The organism is Sinorhizobium sp., assembly GCF_059070375.1.
This window is the reverse complement of record NZ_JCACWC010000004.1, coordinates 285,639-301,983: the sequence shown is the minus strand read 5'-3', so window position 1 is coordinate 301,983 and position 16,345 is coordinate 285,639. Positions and strand designations below refer to the sequence as shown.

At 63.2% G+C, this 16,345-nt stretch carries 13 protein-coding genes; 6 read left to right on the top strand and 7 right to left on the bottom strand.

Annotation, left to right across the window (positions count from 1 at the left end; translation table 11 throughout):
- The first annotated feature begins 234 nt into the window (after positions 1-234).
- A complete protein-coding gene (locus AC5J09_RS27735; RefSeq protein WP_494299047.1) occupies positions 235-2,016 on the top strand; it encodes a methyl-accepting chemotaxis protein in 1,782 nt (593 codons plus the stop codon).
- A 301-nt stretch (positions 2,017-2,317) separates the two neighbouring features.
- On the opposite strand, the gene AC5J09_RS27730 is transcribed toward AC5J09_RS27735, so the two are convergent.
- From AC5J09_RS27730 to AC5J09_RS27700, 7 genes are all read right to left on the bottom strand, one after another.
- A complete protein-coding gene (locus AC5J09_RS27730) occupies positions 2,318-2,551 on the bottom strand; it encodes a formate dehydrogenase subunit delta (RefSeq protein ID WP_018097250.1) in 234 nt (77 codons plus the stop codon).
- A gap of 17 nt (positions 2,552-2,568) precedes the next feature.
- Positions 2,569-3,441 carry a formate dehydrogenase accessory sulfurtransferase FdhD gene (gene fdhD / locus AC5J09_RS27725; RefSeq protein WP_494299046.1) on the bottom strand — a complete coding sequence of 291 codons (873 nt, stop codon included), beginning with the start codon at positions 3,439-3,441 and terminating at the stop codon, positions 2,569-2,571.
- Between the two features lie 8 nt (positions 3,442-3,449).
- Positions 3,450-6,329 carry a formate dehydrogenase subunit alpha gene (fdhF, locus tag AC5J09_RS27720; RefSeq protein WP_018097252.1) on the bottom strand — a complete coding sequence of 960 codons (2,880 nt, stop codon included), beginning with the start codon at positions 6,327-6,329 and terminating at the stop codon, positions 3,450-3,452.
- 376 nt (positions 6,330-6,705) lie between these two features.
- Complete coding sequence (locus AC5J09_RS27715; protein ID WP_494299045.1) at positions 6,706-8,262, bottom strand: formate dehydrogenase beta subunit; 1,557 nt, start codon at positions 8,260-8,262, stop codon at positions 6,706-6,708.
- Positions 8,259-8,738: a formate dehydrogenase subunit gamma gene (locus tag AC5J09_RS27710; RefSeq protein WP_494299044.1), complete on the bottom strand. Its 480-nt coding sequence runs from the start codon at positions 8,736-8,738 to the stop codon at positions 8,259-8,261. Before AC5J09_RS27710 ends, AC5J09_RS27715 begins: the two co-directional genes overlap by 4 nt.
- Before the next feature lie 174 nt (positions 8,739-8,912).
- Positions 8,913-9,809, bottom strand: coding sequence for a LysR family transcriptional regulator (locus tag AC5J09_RS27705; protein WP_010970351.1), 897 nt, complete (start codon positions 9,807-9,809; stop codon positions 8,913-8,915).
- 119 nt (positions 9,810-9,928) lie between these two features.
- The gene (locus AC5J09_RS27700; RefSeq protein WP_494299043.1) at positions 9,929-10,699 is read right to left on the bottom strand and encodes an SDR family NAD(P)-dependent oxidoreductase; all 771 of its coding nucleotides are present in this window, start codon (positions 10,697-10,699) and stop codon (positions 9,929-9,931) included.
- A 165-nt stretch (positions 10,700-10,864) separates the two neighbouring features.
- Here AC5J09_RS27700 and AC5J09_RS27695 point away from each other — a divergent pair, with 165 nt between their 5' ends.
- From AC5J09_RS27695 to AC5J09_RS27675, 5 genes are all read left to right on the top strand, one after another.
- Positions 10,865-11,629 carry a DeoR/GlpR family DNA-binding transcription regulator gene (locus tag AC5J09_RS27695; protein ID WP_018097257.1) on the top strand — a complete coding sequence of 255 codons (765 nt, stop codon included), beginning with the start codon at positions 10,865-10,867 and terminating at the stop codon, positions 11,627-11,629.
- A 128-nt stretch (positions 11,630-11,757) separates the two neighbouring features.
- Positions 11,758-13,269, top strand: coding sequence for a glycerol-3-phosphate dehydrogenase (glpD, locus tag AC5J09_RS27690; RefSeq protein ID WP_494299042.1), 1,512 nt, complete (start codon positions 11,758-11,760; stop codon positions 13,267-13,269).
- Between the two features lie 38 nt (positions 13,270-13,307).
- Positions 13,308-14,378: an ABC transporter ATP-binding protein gene (locus tag AC5J09_RS27685; RefSeq protein ID WP_018097259.1), complete on the top strand. Its 1,071-nt coding sequence runs from the start codon at positions 13,308-13,310 to the stop codon at positions 14,376-14,378.
- A 24-nt stretch (positions 14,379-14,402) separates the two neighbouring features.
- Positions 14,403-15,473: an ABC transporter ATP-binding protein gene (locus AC5J09_RS27680; RefSeq protein WP_018097260.1), complete on the top strand. Its 1,071-nt coding sequence runs from the start codon at positions 14,403-14,405 to the stop codon at positions 15,471-15,473.
- A gap of 1 nt (position 15,474) precedes the next feature.
- Positions 15,475-16,341, top strand: coding sequence for a carbohydrate ABC transporter permease (locus tag AC5J09_RS27675; RefSeq protein ID WP_003530331.1), 867 nt, complete (start codon positions 15,475-15,477; stop codon positions 16,339-16,341).
- Positions 16,342-16,345: the final 4 nt, after the last annotated feature.

Genomic DNA, 16,345 nt, shown 5'->3' with positions numbered 1-16,345 from the left:
GTTAAGTCGCTCTGCGCGGCAAAGGACCACATCTTATTGCGAGTATGTAAGCAAAAATTCTATTTTAACGCGATTTTAAGCTCGCTTTACTAATTTATCGCACAGCGGCATGAAGCCCTTCGTGATTTCGAAATCTCCCCAGCAACCGCCAGCCGCCCTTTCCTGAAGGACGGCGAAGCAGATCACAAGCGTCCGCTCCGCGGCCGTTTCGACGCGAAAATTTCAGAGGGGATCATGTTTTCATTTACCAGAAGCCGTGACGCACGGCAGATCATCGAAGCCTTGTCCAAATCGCAGGCCATCATTCAGTTCGACCTCGCCGGCAACGTCCTCGACGCCAACGAGAACTTCTGCAAGGCTCTCGGCTATAGTCTGCAGGAAATCGTCGGACAGCACCATCGCATCTTCTGCGCGCCGGAATACGTGGCGACTGAGGAGTATCGTGAGTTCTGGGCACGCCTCGGCCGCGGCGAATTCGACAGCAACAGCTACCGGCGCCTCGCCAAGGGCGGACGGGAGATCTGGATCCAGGCGAGTTACAACCCGGTCTCCCGAAACGGCAAGCCCTACAAGGTGGTGAAGTTCGCAACCGACATCACCGCCGTCAAGATGCGGGCCACGGAAGATGCGGGCAAGCTCGACGCCATTTCCCGCTCGCAGGCGATGATCGAGTTCACGCCTGCCGGCGAGGTGCTCACAGCCAACGAGAACTTCTGCAACACGCTCGGCTATCAGCTCTCCGAAATCCAGGGCCGACACCACAGCATGTTCTGCGAGCCCGGTTATACCGGCACGGCCGAATATGCCGATTTCTGGAAGCGCCTGGCCCAGGGCGAATTCATCTCCAACGAATTCGTGCGCTATGGCAAGGCCGGCAAGGAGGTCTGGATCCAGGCCGCCTACAACCCCATTCGCGATCCGAACGGTCGGGTTTACAAGGTGGTCAAATTCGCGACAGACGTGACCGAACGCATGGCCGCGATCAATGCGCTCGGAGCCGGCTTGCGAGCGCTTGCCGACGGCGATCTGGCTCAATCGCTCGACACGCCCTTCGTTCCCAGCATGGAAATGGTTCGCAAGGACTTCAACGAAGCGCTTGTCCGCCTCTGTCGGGCCATGCAGACGGTCGGCGAAAATGCAAGCGCGATCGCCGGCGGCGCACGCGAGATCCGGTCTGCAGCCGACGATCTGTCGAAACGTACAGAACAGCAGGCGGCCTCCGTCGAAGAAACGGCCGCAGCGCTGGACGAGATCACCACGACCGTCGCGGATTCCAGCCGCCGTGCCGAGGAAGCGGGTAATCTGGTCGCAAAGACGAAGGATGGCGCCGAGCGCTCCGGACTTGTCGTCAAAAGCGCGATCGGCGCCATGGGCCAGATCGAGCAATCCTCGCGCGAAATCAGCAACATCATCGGCGTCATCGACGACATCGCCTTCCAGACGAACCTGCTGGCCCTCAATGCCGGTGTCGAGGCGGCTCGTGCCGGAGAAGCCGGCAAGGGCTTCGCCGTCGTGGCCCAGGAGGTCCGCGAACTGGCGCAGCGATCGGCCAGCGCGGCAAAGGACATCAAATCCCTGATCACCGCTTCAGGCGAGCATGTGAGGAACGGCGTCTCGCTGGTCGGCCAGACCGGCACCGCCCTGGAAACCATCCTGGCGCAGGTGCAGGAGATAAATCACAACGTCTCGGCGATCGTGGAAGCCGCCCGCGAACAGTCGACCGGTCTCAAGGAAATCAACCAGGCGGTCAATGCGATGGATCAGACGACGCAGCAGAACGCCGCCATGGTGGAGGAAAGCACGGCCGCGAGCCATCGGATGTCGCAGGAGGCGGACGCGTTGCACGCCCTGCTGCGTCAGTTCCGCATCGGACGGAACGCTTCGCCCGCAAGCGACAACAGGATGGAAGCGCCCCATTCGCCCACGCGTCTGCACGCAACTGCAAAGGCGCTGCGTAGCGGCACGAGGTCCAATCTCGCCCTCGCTCCCGCCTCGGACAACTGGGAGAATTTCTGACCGCACTCCCGCCCGCGCTCTTCTTCGAACGCAACGGCTCCCGTCGGGAAGAGCACAAGCTTCTCCCTCCTCTACCTGTCACCGGGATGAGGGCAGCGACGCGCCTGTGGGGCGGAAAGGGTCTTTTCCAGCCCAAGGACTTGGGCTGGCTCGATTCCTGTGAAGGCACAGGAACGAGGATCGAAGGACAAACTTCCTGGAAGCGCTCTAAGGGCGTGTCGAGATTCGGGCTACCCGCCGCCGCTTATTTGATTTCCTCATTCCTGTGCTTGTCACAGGAATCCAGCCAGACCAACAGGCCTTAAACCGCCTCCGGACGGCGGATCTTCTCAGCCGCCTCGAGCACCAGCGGGTTCAACCCTTCACCGCCATGCGCGATATGCTCGAAGAGCTTGCGGCGCATGCGCGGCTCCCAATATTTGTTGATATGCGTGGCCACGCCCTCGGCCGCCCCCTCCGCCGGCTGGGTCAGGAAGAAGGTGGCAATCTGGTTCGCCATATAGACGAGCTTGGCGTTGGGGTGGTTTTCAGACATGGACGATTGCTCCGCATTCAGAATAGCGGCACGCGGGCGGACAAGGACGCAGGCTCCTCGTCATTCCGGATGATGCGCTCCGCATGGGTGAAGATTTCAAACTCGTCGCCGCGGACAAGTGCGATGAGGGTCATGCCCGCCCCTTCCGCCGTGCGGATGGCGAGCGCCGTCGGCGCAGAAATGGCAATGATCACCGGGCTCCCGACGATCGCGGTTTTCTGCACCATCTCGACCGATACGCGGGACGTGACGACAACCGCGCCCTGAGCGCCCCTGAACCCGGCGCGCGCGGCCGCTCCGGTCAGCTTGTCCAGCGCGTTGTGACGCCCGACATCCTCGCGGACCGCGATCAGTCCGCGTCCGGGCACATAGAAAGCGGCACCGTGCACCGCCCGTGTCTCGAAATGCAGCGGCTGTTGTCCATTGAGAAGCGCAACTGCGTCCACCACGTCCTGATCGGAAAGGCGAAGCAGCGAGGCGGAGACATCAGGCGTCGGGCGAACGGCCTCCTCGATCGACTCTATACCGCAGAGACCGCAACCGACGGGCCCGGCCATGTGGCGACGTCTGAGGCGCAGAGTGTCGTTCTGTTCTTCCTCGAGCCTGATCTGCAGATCGATGCCCTTGTCCTCGACGACGATGTCTATGTCGTCGATCTGTTCTGGACGGGTGATGATCCCTTCGGTCAGGCTGAAGCCGATGGCGAAATCCTCGAGATCGGCAGGGGTCGCCATCATCACCGCATGCGTCGAACCGCCATAGGTGAAGGCGACCGGCGTTTCCTCGGGCACGACGCGCGCCTGCGCGACGAGGATGCCGCCGCGCCGTGCAGCCTCCGGCACCGTCGCCGTCGTTCCGGATGGAGAGGACGAAACTCGCTTGCCCGCCATTCTCGCTCCTATTCCGCCGCCTCCAGCTTGCCGGAAATGCGACGCGACCGGCGAGCCTGCTCGTCATAATCGCGCTGCCAGTCGGAGGGACCGTTCGACGGCGAGACCTGCACCGCGGTCACCTTGTATTCCGGGCAGTTGGTCGCCCAATCGGTAAAGTCGGTGGTGATGACGTTCGCCTGAGTCGAGGGGTGATGGAAGGTCGTATAGACGACACCCGGCGCGACGCGGTCGGTGATCAACGCGCGGAGCGTCGTATCGCCCGAGCGGCTGGCGAGCCTGACCCAGTCGCCGTCGCGGATGCCGCGCTGCTCGGCGTCGTGCGGGTGAATTTCCAGCCGGTCTTCCGCATGCCAGACGACGTTCTCCGTGCGACGCGTCTGGGCGCCGACATTGTACTGACTGAGAATACGGCCGGTCGTCAGAAGCAGCGGGAAGCGCGGACCGGTCCTTTCGTCGGTCGCCACGTATTCGGTGCGGATGAACTTGCCCTTGCCGCGCACGAAACCGTCGACATGCATGATGGGCGAGCCGAGCGGCGCCTTCTCATTGCACGGCCACTGCACCGAGCCCATCTTGTCCAGATAGTCGTAGGAGACCATGGCAAAGCTCGGCGTCGTCGCCGCGATCTCGTCCATGATCTCGGACGGATGGCGATAGTTCCAGGCAAGCCCCATGGCTTGCGCCATCTTCTGCGTCACCTCCCAATCGGCATAGCCGTTCTTCGGCCGCATGACGCGCCGGACGCGGTTGATGCGGCGCTCGGCATTGGTGAAGGTTCCGTCCTTTTCGAGGAAGGTCGATCCGGGCAGGAAGACATGGGCGTAGTTGGCCGTCTCGTTGAGGAAGAGATCGTGCACCACGACGCATTCCATCGCCGCAAGGCCGGCGGCGACGTGCTTGGTGTCCGGATCCGACTGCAGGATGTCCTCGCCCTGCACGTAGAGGCCCTTGAAGGTGCCCTCGACGGCGGCGTCGAGCATATTGGGGATGCGCAGGCCGGGCTCGTGATTGAGCGTCACGCCCCAGAGCTTCTCGAAGATCTCGCGCGTCGCATCGTCCGAAATATGTCGGTAACCGGGAAGCTCGTGCGGGAAGGATCCCATGTCGCAGGAGCCCTGGACGTTGTTCTGGCCGCGCAGCGGATTGACGCCGACGCCCGGCCGGCCGATGTTGCCGGTGAGCATGGCGAGGTTGGCGATCGCCATCACCGTCGTCGAGCCCTGGCTGTGCTCCGTGACGCCAAGGCCGTAATAGATCGCGCCGTTGCCGCCGGTGGCGTAAAGCCGCGCAGCCCTGCGCACAAGTTCCGGTGAAACGCCGGTATAGGCTTCGGTTGCTTCCGGGCTGTGATGGGGCTCTGCCACGAAGGCCGCCCAATCCTCGAATTCCGACCAGTCGCAGCGCTCGCGAATGAAGGCTTCGTTGGCAAGGCCTTCCGTGACGATGACATGCGCAATCGCCGTCAGGATGGCAACGTTGGTGCCGGGCTTCAGCGGCAGGTGGTACGACGCTTCGACATGGGCGGAGCGGACGAGATCGATCCGGCGCGGATCGATGACGATCAGCTTGGCGCCCTGGCGCAGTCGCTTCTTCAGCCGCGAGGCGAAGACCGGGTGGCCGTCGGTCGGGTTGGCACCGATGATGACCGCAACATCCGTGTGCTCGACACTGTCGAAATCCTGCGTACCGGCGGAGGTGCCGAAGGTCTGGTTGAGGCCGTAACCGGTCGGCGAATGGCAGACGCGGGCGCAGGTGTCGACATTGTTGTTGCCGAAGCCGGCGCGCACCAGCTTCTGCACCAGAAAGGTTTCCTCATTGGTGCAGCGCGAAGACGTGATGCCGCCGACCGAATCGCGGCCATACTGATACTGGATGCGGCGGAACTCGGAGGCGATATGCGCGAAAGCCTCTTCCCAGGTGACCTCGCGCCAGGGATCGGTGACCTTCTCGCGGACCATCGGATTGAGAATGCGGTCCCTGTGGTTGGAATAACCATAGGCGAAGCGGCCCTTGACGCAGGAATGGCCGCGATTCGCCTGGCCGTCCTTCCAGGGCACCATGCGCACCAGCTCCTCGCCGCGCATCTCCGCCTTGAACGAGCAGCCCACGCCGCAATAGGCGCAGGTGGTGACGACCGAGTGCTCCGGCTGGCCGATCTCGATCACCGATTTTTCCGTCAGCGTCGCCGTGGGGCAAGCCTGCACGCAGGCGCCGCAGGAGACGCATTCGGAGGAAACGAAATCCTCGTTCATGCCGGCGGAGACGCGCGAATCGAAGCCGCGGCCGCTGATCGTCAGCGCGAAGGTGCCCTGCACTTCCTCGCAGGCCCGCACGCAGCGCGAACAGACGATGCACTTCGCCGGATCATAGGTGAAATACGGATTCGACTCGTCCTTCGGCGCCCATTTTGCGTTGATCTCGCCATTGTTGCGCGCCGTCACATGGTTCTCGCCGTCATAGCCGTAGCGCACGTCGCGCAGGCCCACGGCACCGGCCATGTCCTGCAGCTCGCAATCGCCATTGGCTGCGCAGGTGAGGCAGTCGAGCGGATGGTCGGAAATATAGAGCTCCATGACGCCGCGGCGGACATCCTTCAGCCGCTGCGTCTGCGTCGAAACGCTGATGCCTGCCGCCACCGGCGTCGTGCAGGAAGCCGGCATGCCGGCGCGTCCCTCGATCTCTACGAGACAGAGCCGGCAGGAGCCGAAGGCATCCATCATGTCGGAAGCGCAAAGCTTCGGCACCTCGATGCCCGCTTCCATTGCCGCACGCATGATCGACGTGCCTTCCGGAACCGTGATCTCGCGCCCGTCTATCGTCAGCGTCACCGTCTTCTCGGACTTGGAGGCAGGGGTGCCGTAGTCGATTTCGTGAATGAGAGACATTAGCGGGCCTCCTGAGAAATTGCGTTCAAGGGGGCGGCTTCACCCCCCTCTGCCCTGCCGGGCATCTCCCCCACAAGCGGGGAGATCGACTCGTGGCCGGCCACTCGCTCCAAAACAAACGCTTCTGCACGTGGGGCGCTCCGGTCAATACGCCGAGCGCGCCGCATCCATTCTCCCCCCATGTGGGGGAGATGGCCGGCAGGCCAGAGGGGGGTACGCGCCGCCGCCGATACCGGCTTCCGCCCCTCATCCGGCTGCCGCCACCTTCTCCCCGCACGCGGGGAGAAGGGGTATGCCGTGCCCTTCCGGTCCCCTCTCCCCGCCTGCGGGGAGAGGGTTAGGGTGAGGGGCAAAAATTCAAGTGCCATCGCAGCCATCATTCCGCAGCCTCCGCGAACGGCACCGGTGAAAAATCTTCCGGAAAATGCGTCATGGCGCTCATCACCGGATAGGGCGTGAAGCCGCCAAGGGCGCAGAGGGAGCCGAATTTCATCGTGTTGCAGAGATCGGCGAGCAGTTCGCGGTTCTTCTCCGGCTCGATGCCGGCGGCGATCCTGTCGGCCACCTCGACGCCGCGCGTCGAACCGATGCGGCAAGGGGTGCACTTGCCGCAGCTTTCGACCGCACAGAACTCCATGGCGAAACGCGCCTGTTTCAACATGTCGGCCGTGTCGTCGAAGACGACGATGCCGGCATGACCGATGAGCCCGTCTCTGGCGGCAAATGCCTCGTAGTCGAAAGGCGTATCGAACAGCGCCCGCGGGAAATAGGCACCGAGCGGGCCGCCAACCTGGACGGCCTTGACCGGCCGGGCGCTCGCCGTGCCGCCACCGATCTCGTCGACGATCTCGCCGAGCGTCAGGCCGAATGCGGTCTCGAAGAGGCCGCCATGCTTGACGTTGCCGGCGATCTGCAGCGGGATCGTTCCGCGCGACCGGCCCATGCCGAAATCGCGATAGTAACCGGCGCCCCTGTCGAGGATCACCGGCACGGAGGCGAGCGAGATGACGTTGTTGATGACGGTCGGGCGGTCGAAAAGGCCCTTGTGTGCCGGCAGCGGCGGCTTGGCGCGCACGAGCCCGCGCTTGCCTTCGAGGCTGTTCAGGAGCGAGGTCTCCTCGCCGCAGACATAGGCGCCGGCGCCGGTGCGCACTTCCATGTCGAAGGCGTGCGCCGAGCCGAGCACCGAAGCACCGAGCACACCGGCGGCACGGGCGATCTCGATCGCCGCGCTCATCACCGCGATCGCATGCGGATATTCCGAACGGGTATAGATGTAGCCCTTGGTCGCACCGGTCGCGATACCGGCGATCGCCATACCCTCGATCAGCACGAAGGGATCGCCTTCCATGATCATCCGGTCCGCAAAGGTCCCGCTGTCGCCCTCGTCGGCATTGCAGACGATGTATTTCCGCGGCCCTCGTGCTTCCAGGACGGTCTTCCATTTGATGCCGGTCGGGAAGCCGGCGCCGCCGCGGCCGCGAAGGCCGCTTTCCGTGACCTCGGCAACGATCTCCGCCGGTTGCATTGCGATCGCCCGCTCGAGACCGAGCAAGCCCCGATGGGCGCGATAGTCTTCGAGCGAGAGAGGATCGATGACGCCGCAACGGGCAAAGGTAAGCCGGGTCTGTCGCTTGAGAAACGGAATTTCCTCGGTCTTGCCGAGGCAGAGAGGATGCGCGCCACCCGAAATCAGCCCGGCATCGAGAAGAGAGGCGACGTCGCGCGCCTTCACCGGACCGTAGGCGACGCGCCCTGCGGCCGTTTCGACTTCAACCAGCGGCTCCAGCCAGTGCATGCCGCGCGAGCCGTTGCGCACGATCGTGGCGTCGAGCCCGCGTGCGGCGATCTCGCCGGCCATCGCCTCCACCACCTTTTCGGCGCCTAGCGCAATGGCCGCCGCATCCCGGGGAATATAGATCCTGACGGTCATCGGCGCGCCTCCGCAACCAGCGCCTCGAGCTCTGTTTCGTCGAGGCGCGCATGAACCTCGCCGTCAAGCATCGCCGACGGCGAGCAGGAACAGAGCCCGAGACAGTAGACCGGCTCAAGCGTCACGGCGCCGTCCGGCGTCGTCTCATGGAAATCGATCCCGAGAAGCGCCTTGGCGCGCTCCGCAAGCCGGTCGCCGCCCATCGATTGGCAGGCCTCGGCGCGACAGAGCTTCAGCACATGGCGCCCGGCCGGGTGCTCGCGAAAATCGTGATAGAAGGTAACCACGCCATAGACTTCGGCGCGCGACAGATTGAGTTCCCGCGCGATCACCGGCAGGCTCTCCTCCGGCACATAGCCGAACTCGTCCTGGATTTCGTGCAAGATGGGAAGAAGCGGGCCTTCGAGCCCCTTGAGCTCGCCGACGATCGCCAGCGTCCGTTCGGTCACGTCTGCGCGCGGCAGATGGATATTCACTGAAGGAGCCCTCCCGGCTCGCGGCCGCGCCGCTAGGATCTCCCACCGTCGTCGTGCCGCTGTCTCAACCAGTTGGCAAAGGTCGGAGATTTCACGCTCTTTGCCCATGAAACAAGCTTCGCGCTTATGCTTTCATGGGTCAATATGGCTGTTCCGTCGATCGATAGAAAATTTCTATTGAACCTGGTTGCGCTCACCGAGGATACGCGCCTCGTGCAACAGCGCGGAGACGAGCGGCGTGAACGGCTCACGATAGGTGGCGACCAGGCCGACCGTATGGCGGACGTCCGGATCGACGATCGGGATCATCCGTATGTCCTCGTGAAAACCGAATGATTTCGCAACGTTATAGGGCATGATGCTCGCCCACCGTCCGGTCCGGACGTGGGAAAAGAGCACGATCATCGAATTCGATTCGAGGGTCGGCTTCGGGACCGCGCCCGCCTCGGCAAAGTGCTGATTGATGATGCGACGGTTCTGCATGTCGGCCGTCAATAGACAAAGCCGAATGTCGCTCACTTCCTTCCAGGTCACGCTTTCGCGATCCGAAAGCGCCGTACCGGCGGCCGTAACCAGATGATATTGCTCGATCTGCAGGGGCACGCTCGTCACCCGGCCGAGCGGCTCGTTCTCCAGATAGGTCAGACCGGCATCGATCTCCAGGTTTTCGAGAAGCGCGAGGATCTGCAGCGAGGTGGTCGAAAGCACCGAGAAGGTGACGTCCGGATGCTTCTCCTGGAAGGGCGCGGTGATGAGCGGCACCATGGAGAGCGTCGTCGGCACCGCGGCGAGGCGCATATGCCCCGAAAGACCTTTTCGCGCTGCACGCATCTCCTCGCGCATCGTACGGCTGTCACTGACGATCCGCCGTGCCCATTCCAGCACCCGCTGCCCTTCGGGCGTCAGTCCCTGGAAGCGTGATCCGCGATTGACCAGAATAACGCCGAGCTGTTCTTCGAGCTGCCGGATCGCTGCCGAAAGCGTCGGCTGGGTCACCCCGCACTCCTCCGCCGCCCGGCCGAAATGCCGTTCGCGGGCCAGTGCGAGAAAGAATTCCAGCTTGTCGATCATATCCGGATCACTCAGTGCACACGTTTTTGCGCCTCTCCCTCGAGTTTGACCCGAGGACTGGCCCTCTCCCTGCAGGCGGGGAGAAGGTGCCGGCAAGCGGATGAGGGGCGGACGCGCGCTTAAGCGATGAGCTGCCCGCCATTCACCTCCAGGACCTGGCCGGTGATATAGCCCGAAAGCGCGTGCGCGGCGAGGAAGAGATAGGCCGGCGCGCAATCCTCCGCCGTCCCAAGCCGGCCGAGCGGGATGGTCTTGCGCGTCGCCTCCAGCTTCTCCGGGGTCGAATAGCGCTCGTGGAAATCCGTCGTGATCGTGCCGGGCGAGACGCAGTTGACACGGATGCCGTCCGGCGCAAGTTCACGCGCCAGCGCCTTCGAATAGGTTGCGACGAAAGCTTTGGTGGCAGAGTAGATCGAGGAGCCGGGACTGCCGCCCATGCGCGCCGAGATCGAAACCGTGTTGACGATCGCAGGATGTCTGCCCTTGCGCAGGAGCGGCAGCATCGTCCGGGTCATCTCGACGACCGAGGTCTGGTTGAGCTGCACGACCGTGCGGTATTGCTCATCGGTGAGATCGGACGCCGGAAAGCGGCCAACCATCGTGCCGGCATTGTTGACGAGGACATCGACGCTGTCGAAGCGGCTCCTCACCACATCGGCGAGGCTCTCGACGCCTCCGTCGGCAACGAAATCCGCCGCCGCGAGGAACGCCCTGCCCTCGGCCGCTGCAAGGTCGAGATATTCGGGGCGGTCGGCGGCGATCGTCCGCCCCATATGCACCACCACGCGCGCACCGCAATCGAGGAACTGCCGCACGACCTCGAGGCCGATGCCCCTCCCGCCGCCGGTAACCACCACGTTTATGCCCTGGAACAAGGCCGGATGATACATGCGCTTTCTTCCTCCCGATAACGTCAGACTGGCGTGCCCCCACCGATTACAGCGCAGATCGGGCGCGAGCCGCAACGAAAATCGAACGCGCCGGATATTTCTAATCTGAAATTGCGCCGCTTTCGTTTTTGCATATTATGAAAGAAAACGAAACGCGAGGGGCGGATGTATCTGACCGGACGACAGGCGGAGATTTTGGAACTGGCGAAAACGGAAGGCCGCGTGCTGGTCGAGGATCTCGCCCAGCGCTTTTCCGTTACGCCGCAGACGATCCGCAAGGACCTGAACGATCTCTGCGACGCCAGGGTTTTGAACCGCATTCACGGCGGCGCCATTTTTCCGAGCGGCAAGGAAAACGTCAGATACGAATCCCGCCGCCAGATCGCCGCGGCGGAAAAGCAGGCGATCGGCCGTGCCGCGGCCGCGCTCATCCCCGACAATTCTTCGCTCTTCATCAATATCGGCACCACGACGGAAGCGGTGGGAGAGGCGCTCCTCGACCACCGGGAACTGATGATCATCACCAACAACATCAACGTAGCCAACCGGTTGCGGGTCTTCCCCTCGATCGAGGTGGTGATCGCCGGCGGGGTTGTCCGCGGCTCCGACGGCGGCATCGTCGGAGAGGCCGCCGTCGACTTCATCAAGCAGTTCAAGGTGGATTTCGCGGTGATCGGCGCCTCGGCGATCGACCCCGACGGAGCCCTGCTCGATTTCGATTATCGCGAAGTGAAAGTCGCGCAGGCGATCATCGCCAATGCGCGCCATGTCATCCTCGTTTCGGATTCGACGAAATTCGAACGCACCGCGCCGGTGCGCATCGGCCATATTTCGCAGGTACAGACATTCATCACCGACCGCTGCATCGTTGAAAACGTTCGGAAAATCTGTGCGGACCAGGATGTGAGGCTGGTCGAGACCGAGGTGTGATCCGGTCCCCGATTCCCGAGCGCGAAGCCGGAACATTCGTTTGACATTCGAAATATTTTCGCTTTAACTGCTTTCACTTTCGCGATTGCACAAATTTTGTGTCGCGGAGTGTGGAGGGGAAAACAAGAGTGTCAGAGCAGACGATATTCGACGTCTTCGTCATAGGCGGCGGCATCAACGGATGCGGCATCGCGCGTGATGCGGCTGGCCGCGGATATTCCGTCGCGCTTGCGGAGATGAGCGATTTCGCCTCCGGAACATCCTCCGGCTCGACCAAGCTCATCCATGGCGGCTTGCGCTATCTCGAGCATTATGAATTCCGCCTGGTGCGCGAAGCCCTGATGGAGCGCGAAGTCCTCTGGGCGATGGCGCCGCACGTCATCTGGCCGATGCGCTTCGTGCTTCCCTTCCACAAGGGTGGTCCGCGGCCGGCCTGGCTGATCCGCCTCGGCCTCTTTCTTTACGATCACATAGGCGGCCGCAAGCTTCTGCCGGCGACGAAGACGCTCGACATGACGCGCGATCCCGCAGGCGCACCGCTGAAGCGCCTCTTCACCAAAGCATTCGAATATTCGGACGGCTGGGTCGACGATGCTCGCCTCGTGGTGCTGAACGCGCGCGACGCCGCCGACCGCGGCGCGAGGATCATGGCGCGCACCCGCGTCGTCTCGGCGCGCCGTGAGGGCGGCCGTTGGGCGATCGAAATCGAGAATGCGGCGACAGGCGCGCGCGAGACGATACGCGCCCGCATGCTCGTCAATGCCGCGGGCCCCTGGGTGGACCGGGTTCTCTCCGAAGCGGTCGGCAACAACGACGTCCGCAATGTCCGCCTGGTCCAGGGCAGTCATATCGTCGTTAAGAAGAAGTTCGACGATCCGCGCGCCTATTTCTTCCAGAACCCGGACGGGCGGATCATGTTCGCCATTCCTTACCAGGACGAGTTCACGCTGATCGGAACCACCGATCGCGATTTCACCGGCAATCCGGCTGACGTGCGCATCAGCGATGCAGAGATCGATTATCTCTGCAAAGCGGCGAGCGAATATTTCAGCGACCCGGTGGGCAGAGAGGATATCGTGTGGACCTATTCCGCCGTGCGCCCCCTTTTCGATGACGGCGCGAGCAAGGCGCAGGAGGCGACCCGCGACTATGTGCTGCGCGTCGAGAACGGCGATGCACCCCTGCTCAACGTCTTCGGCGGCAAGCTCACCACCTACAGGCGGCTTGCGGAATCGGCGCTCGAGAAGATCGGCGAGACCATCGGGGAAAAGGGCAGGAAGTGGACGGCCGGATCGCAGCTTCCGGGGGGCGATTTTCCGGCCGGCGGCTATGACGACGAGGTCGCGAAGCTCAAGACGCGCTATCCTTTTCTGGCCGCCTCCCACGCCCGCCGGCTGGTACGGCTCTACGGCACGCGGGCGGCGCAGCTTCTCGGCAATGCCGCGAGCGAGGCCGACCTCGGAAAGCACTTCGGGGCGGATCTCTATGCGGCGGAAGTGGATTGGCTGATCGGTCAGGAATGGGCATTGCGCGCGGAGGACGTGCTTTGGCGCCGCACGAAACTGGGACTGAAGTTTTCGCGGGCGCAAACCGCGGAACTGGAGGAATATATGCGGGGCGCGGTCAACGCGGCCGCCTGAGGTACCACGGCTGAACTGCCGTTGGGGTGGAGAATTCAATGCTTGAAATGAAGAAGATATCCAAGGTCGTGGGTGGAGAGACGCACATCCACCCGACCGACCTTGTGCTGGAGAGGGGGTCGCTCAACGTGCTGCTCGGCCCGACGCTCTCCGGCAAGACGTCGCTGATGCGGCTGATGGCCGGTCTCGACAAGCCCGCCTCCGGTTCGATCCATCTCGACGGTGCCGACGTGACCGGCGTTCCCGTGCAGAAACGCTCGGTCGCCATGGTCTATCAGCAGTTCATCAACTATCCGGCGATGACGGTCTACGAGAACATCGCCTCGCCGATGCGGATCAAGCGCGCCGACAGCGCCGCCGTCGACCGCGAAGTGCGAAAGGCGGCGGAACTCCTGAAGCTCACGCCCTATCTCGACCGCACGCCTCTCAACCTGTCCGGCGGTCAGCAGCAACGCACCGCGCTCGCCCGCGCCATCGTCAAGAATGCCGATCTGGTGCTGCTCGACGAACCGCTTGCCAATCTCGACTACAAGCTGCGGGAGGAATTGCGCGAGGAACTGCCGAAGATCTTCGCCGCATCCGGCGCGATCTTCGTCTACGCCACGACAGAGCCGTCGGAAGCGCTTCTGCTCGGCGGCAACACCGCCACGCTGAGCGAGGGAAGGATCACCCAGTTCGGCCGCACCATCGACGTCTATCGCCGGCCGGTCGACATCGTCACGGCCCGCACATTCGCCGATCCGCCGCTGAACACCATCGGCCTCGTGAAGGCGGGAACGCATTTTGCGCTCGAGGGCAAGCCGGTGCTTCCCGTTCCCGCACATCTTCGTTCCCTCGGGGATGGCCCCTGCACGGTGGCCTTTCAGCCGCACCATCTTTCTTTCGGCCAGCCGAACGGCAGCGACGAACCGCTGACGGTCAAGACGGCGATCTCGGAAATCACCGGGTCCGAAAGCTTCATTCACGTCGCCTTCGCGGGCGCACGCTGGGTCATGCTCGCACCCGGCATTCACGAGATCGAACCGGACGCAACGCTCAATGTCTTCGTCGACACACGCCACCTCATGGCCTTCGGGCCGGACGGCAGGGCGGTCGGCGGGACGGCCTGAGGAAAGGGCGTCGGGGAGGAAACCATGGCACGCATCAATCTCGAACACATCCGCCACGCCTACGGCGCCAGGCCCAAATCGGAAGCGGACTACGCGCTGAAGGAAGTGCATCACGAGTGGAACGACGGTGGCGCCTACGCTCTGCTCGGGCCCTCCGGCTGCGGCAAGACCACGCTGCTCAACATCATTTCGGGGCTGATCAACCCTTCCGAGGGGCGCATTCTCTTCGATGGAACCGACGTCACCCATCTGACGACGCAGCAGCGCAACATCGCCCAGGTGTTCCAGTTCCCGGTCATCTACGACACGATGACCGTCTACGACAACCTCGCCTTTCCGCTGCGCAACCGGCATGTTCCCGAAACCGAGGTCGACCGCCGCGTCAAGGAAATCCTCGAGATGACCGGACTCGGCAGCTGGGCCAGGAAGACTGCGCGCGGGCTGACCGCCGACCAGAAGCAGAAGATCTCGCTCGGCCGCGGCCTCGTGCGCTCGGACGTCAGCGCCATCCTCTTCGACGAGCCGCTGACCGTCATCGATCCGGAAATGAAATGGGTCCTGCGCTCGCAGATCAAGCGGCTGCACAAGCAGTTCGGCTTCACCATGGTCTATGTGACGCACGACCAGACCGAGGCGCTCACCTTCGCCGACAAGGTCGTCGTCATGTATGACGGCCAGATCGTCCAGATCGGCACGCCGGCCGAGCTCTTCGAGCGGCCGCGTCACACCTTTGTCGGCTACTTCATCGGCTCGCCGGGCATGAACGTCCTGCCGGCCGAGATCGCCGGCAACACGGCCGCCGTCGGCGACCAGAGGATCGCGCTCGATTTCCAGCCGCAGATCAAGCCGGGCGCCAGAACCGAACTCGGCATCCGTCCGGAATTCATTTCCCTCGGCCGCGAAGGCATGCCGGTCGCCGTCACGAAGGTCGAGGATATCGGCCGCCACAAGGTCGTACGCGCCCGCTTCGCCGACCGGCCGATCTCGATCATCGTCGACGAGGACGGCGAGATCCCCGCCGAGCCGCGCGTGACCTTCGATCCGAAGGCAATCAACATCTACGCCGATTCCTGGCGCGTCGGCGGGGAGGCCTGACATGGAAAAGACCTGGAACAACAAGGCCTGGTTCATGGTCCTGCCGGTACTGGTGCTCGTCGCCTTCTCGGCGGTGATCCCGCTGATGACCGTCGTCAACTATTCGGTACAGGACACCTTCGGCAATAACGAGTTCTTCTGGGCCGGCACCGACTGGTTCCTGGACGTGCTCGAATCCGACCGTTTCTGGGACGCGCTTACCCGCAATCTGATCTTCTCGGCGATCATTCTCGCGATCGAGATCCCGCTCGGCATCGTCATCGCGCTCAACATGCCGAAGAGAGGCATCGGCGTGCCGATCTGCCTCGTTCTGATGGCGCTGCCGCTGCTCATTCCGTGGAACGTCGTCGGCACCATCTGGCAGGTCTTCGGCCGGGTCGACATCGGCCTGCTCGGGCGCACGCTCGCCTCGCTCGGCATCAACTATAATTACGTGCAGAATCCGCTCGACGCCTGGGTCACGCTGATCGTCATGGATGTCTGGCACTGGACTAGCCTCGTCGTGCTGCTCTGCTATGCCGGCCTCGTCTCGATCCCGGACGCCTACTACCAGGCCGCCAAGATCGACGGCGCCTCGCGCTGGTCGGTCTTCCGCTACATCCAGCTTCCGAAGATGAAGCGCGTGCTCCTGATCGCCTTCCTGCTGCGCTTCATGGACAGCTTCATGATCTATACGGAACCTTTCGTCGTGACTGGCGGCGGCCCGGGCAATTCGACGACCTTCCTGTCGATCGATCTCGTCAAGACGGCAATCGGCCAGTTCGACCTCGGCCCGGCCGCAGCCCTCTCGATCATCTACTTCCTCATCATCCTGCTCCTGTCGTGGATCTTCTACACGGTGATGACCACGAGCGACGCGCAAGGCTGAGAAG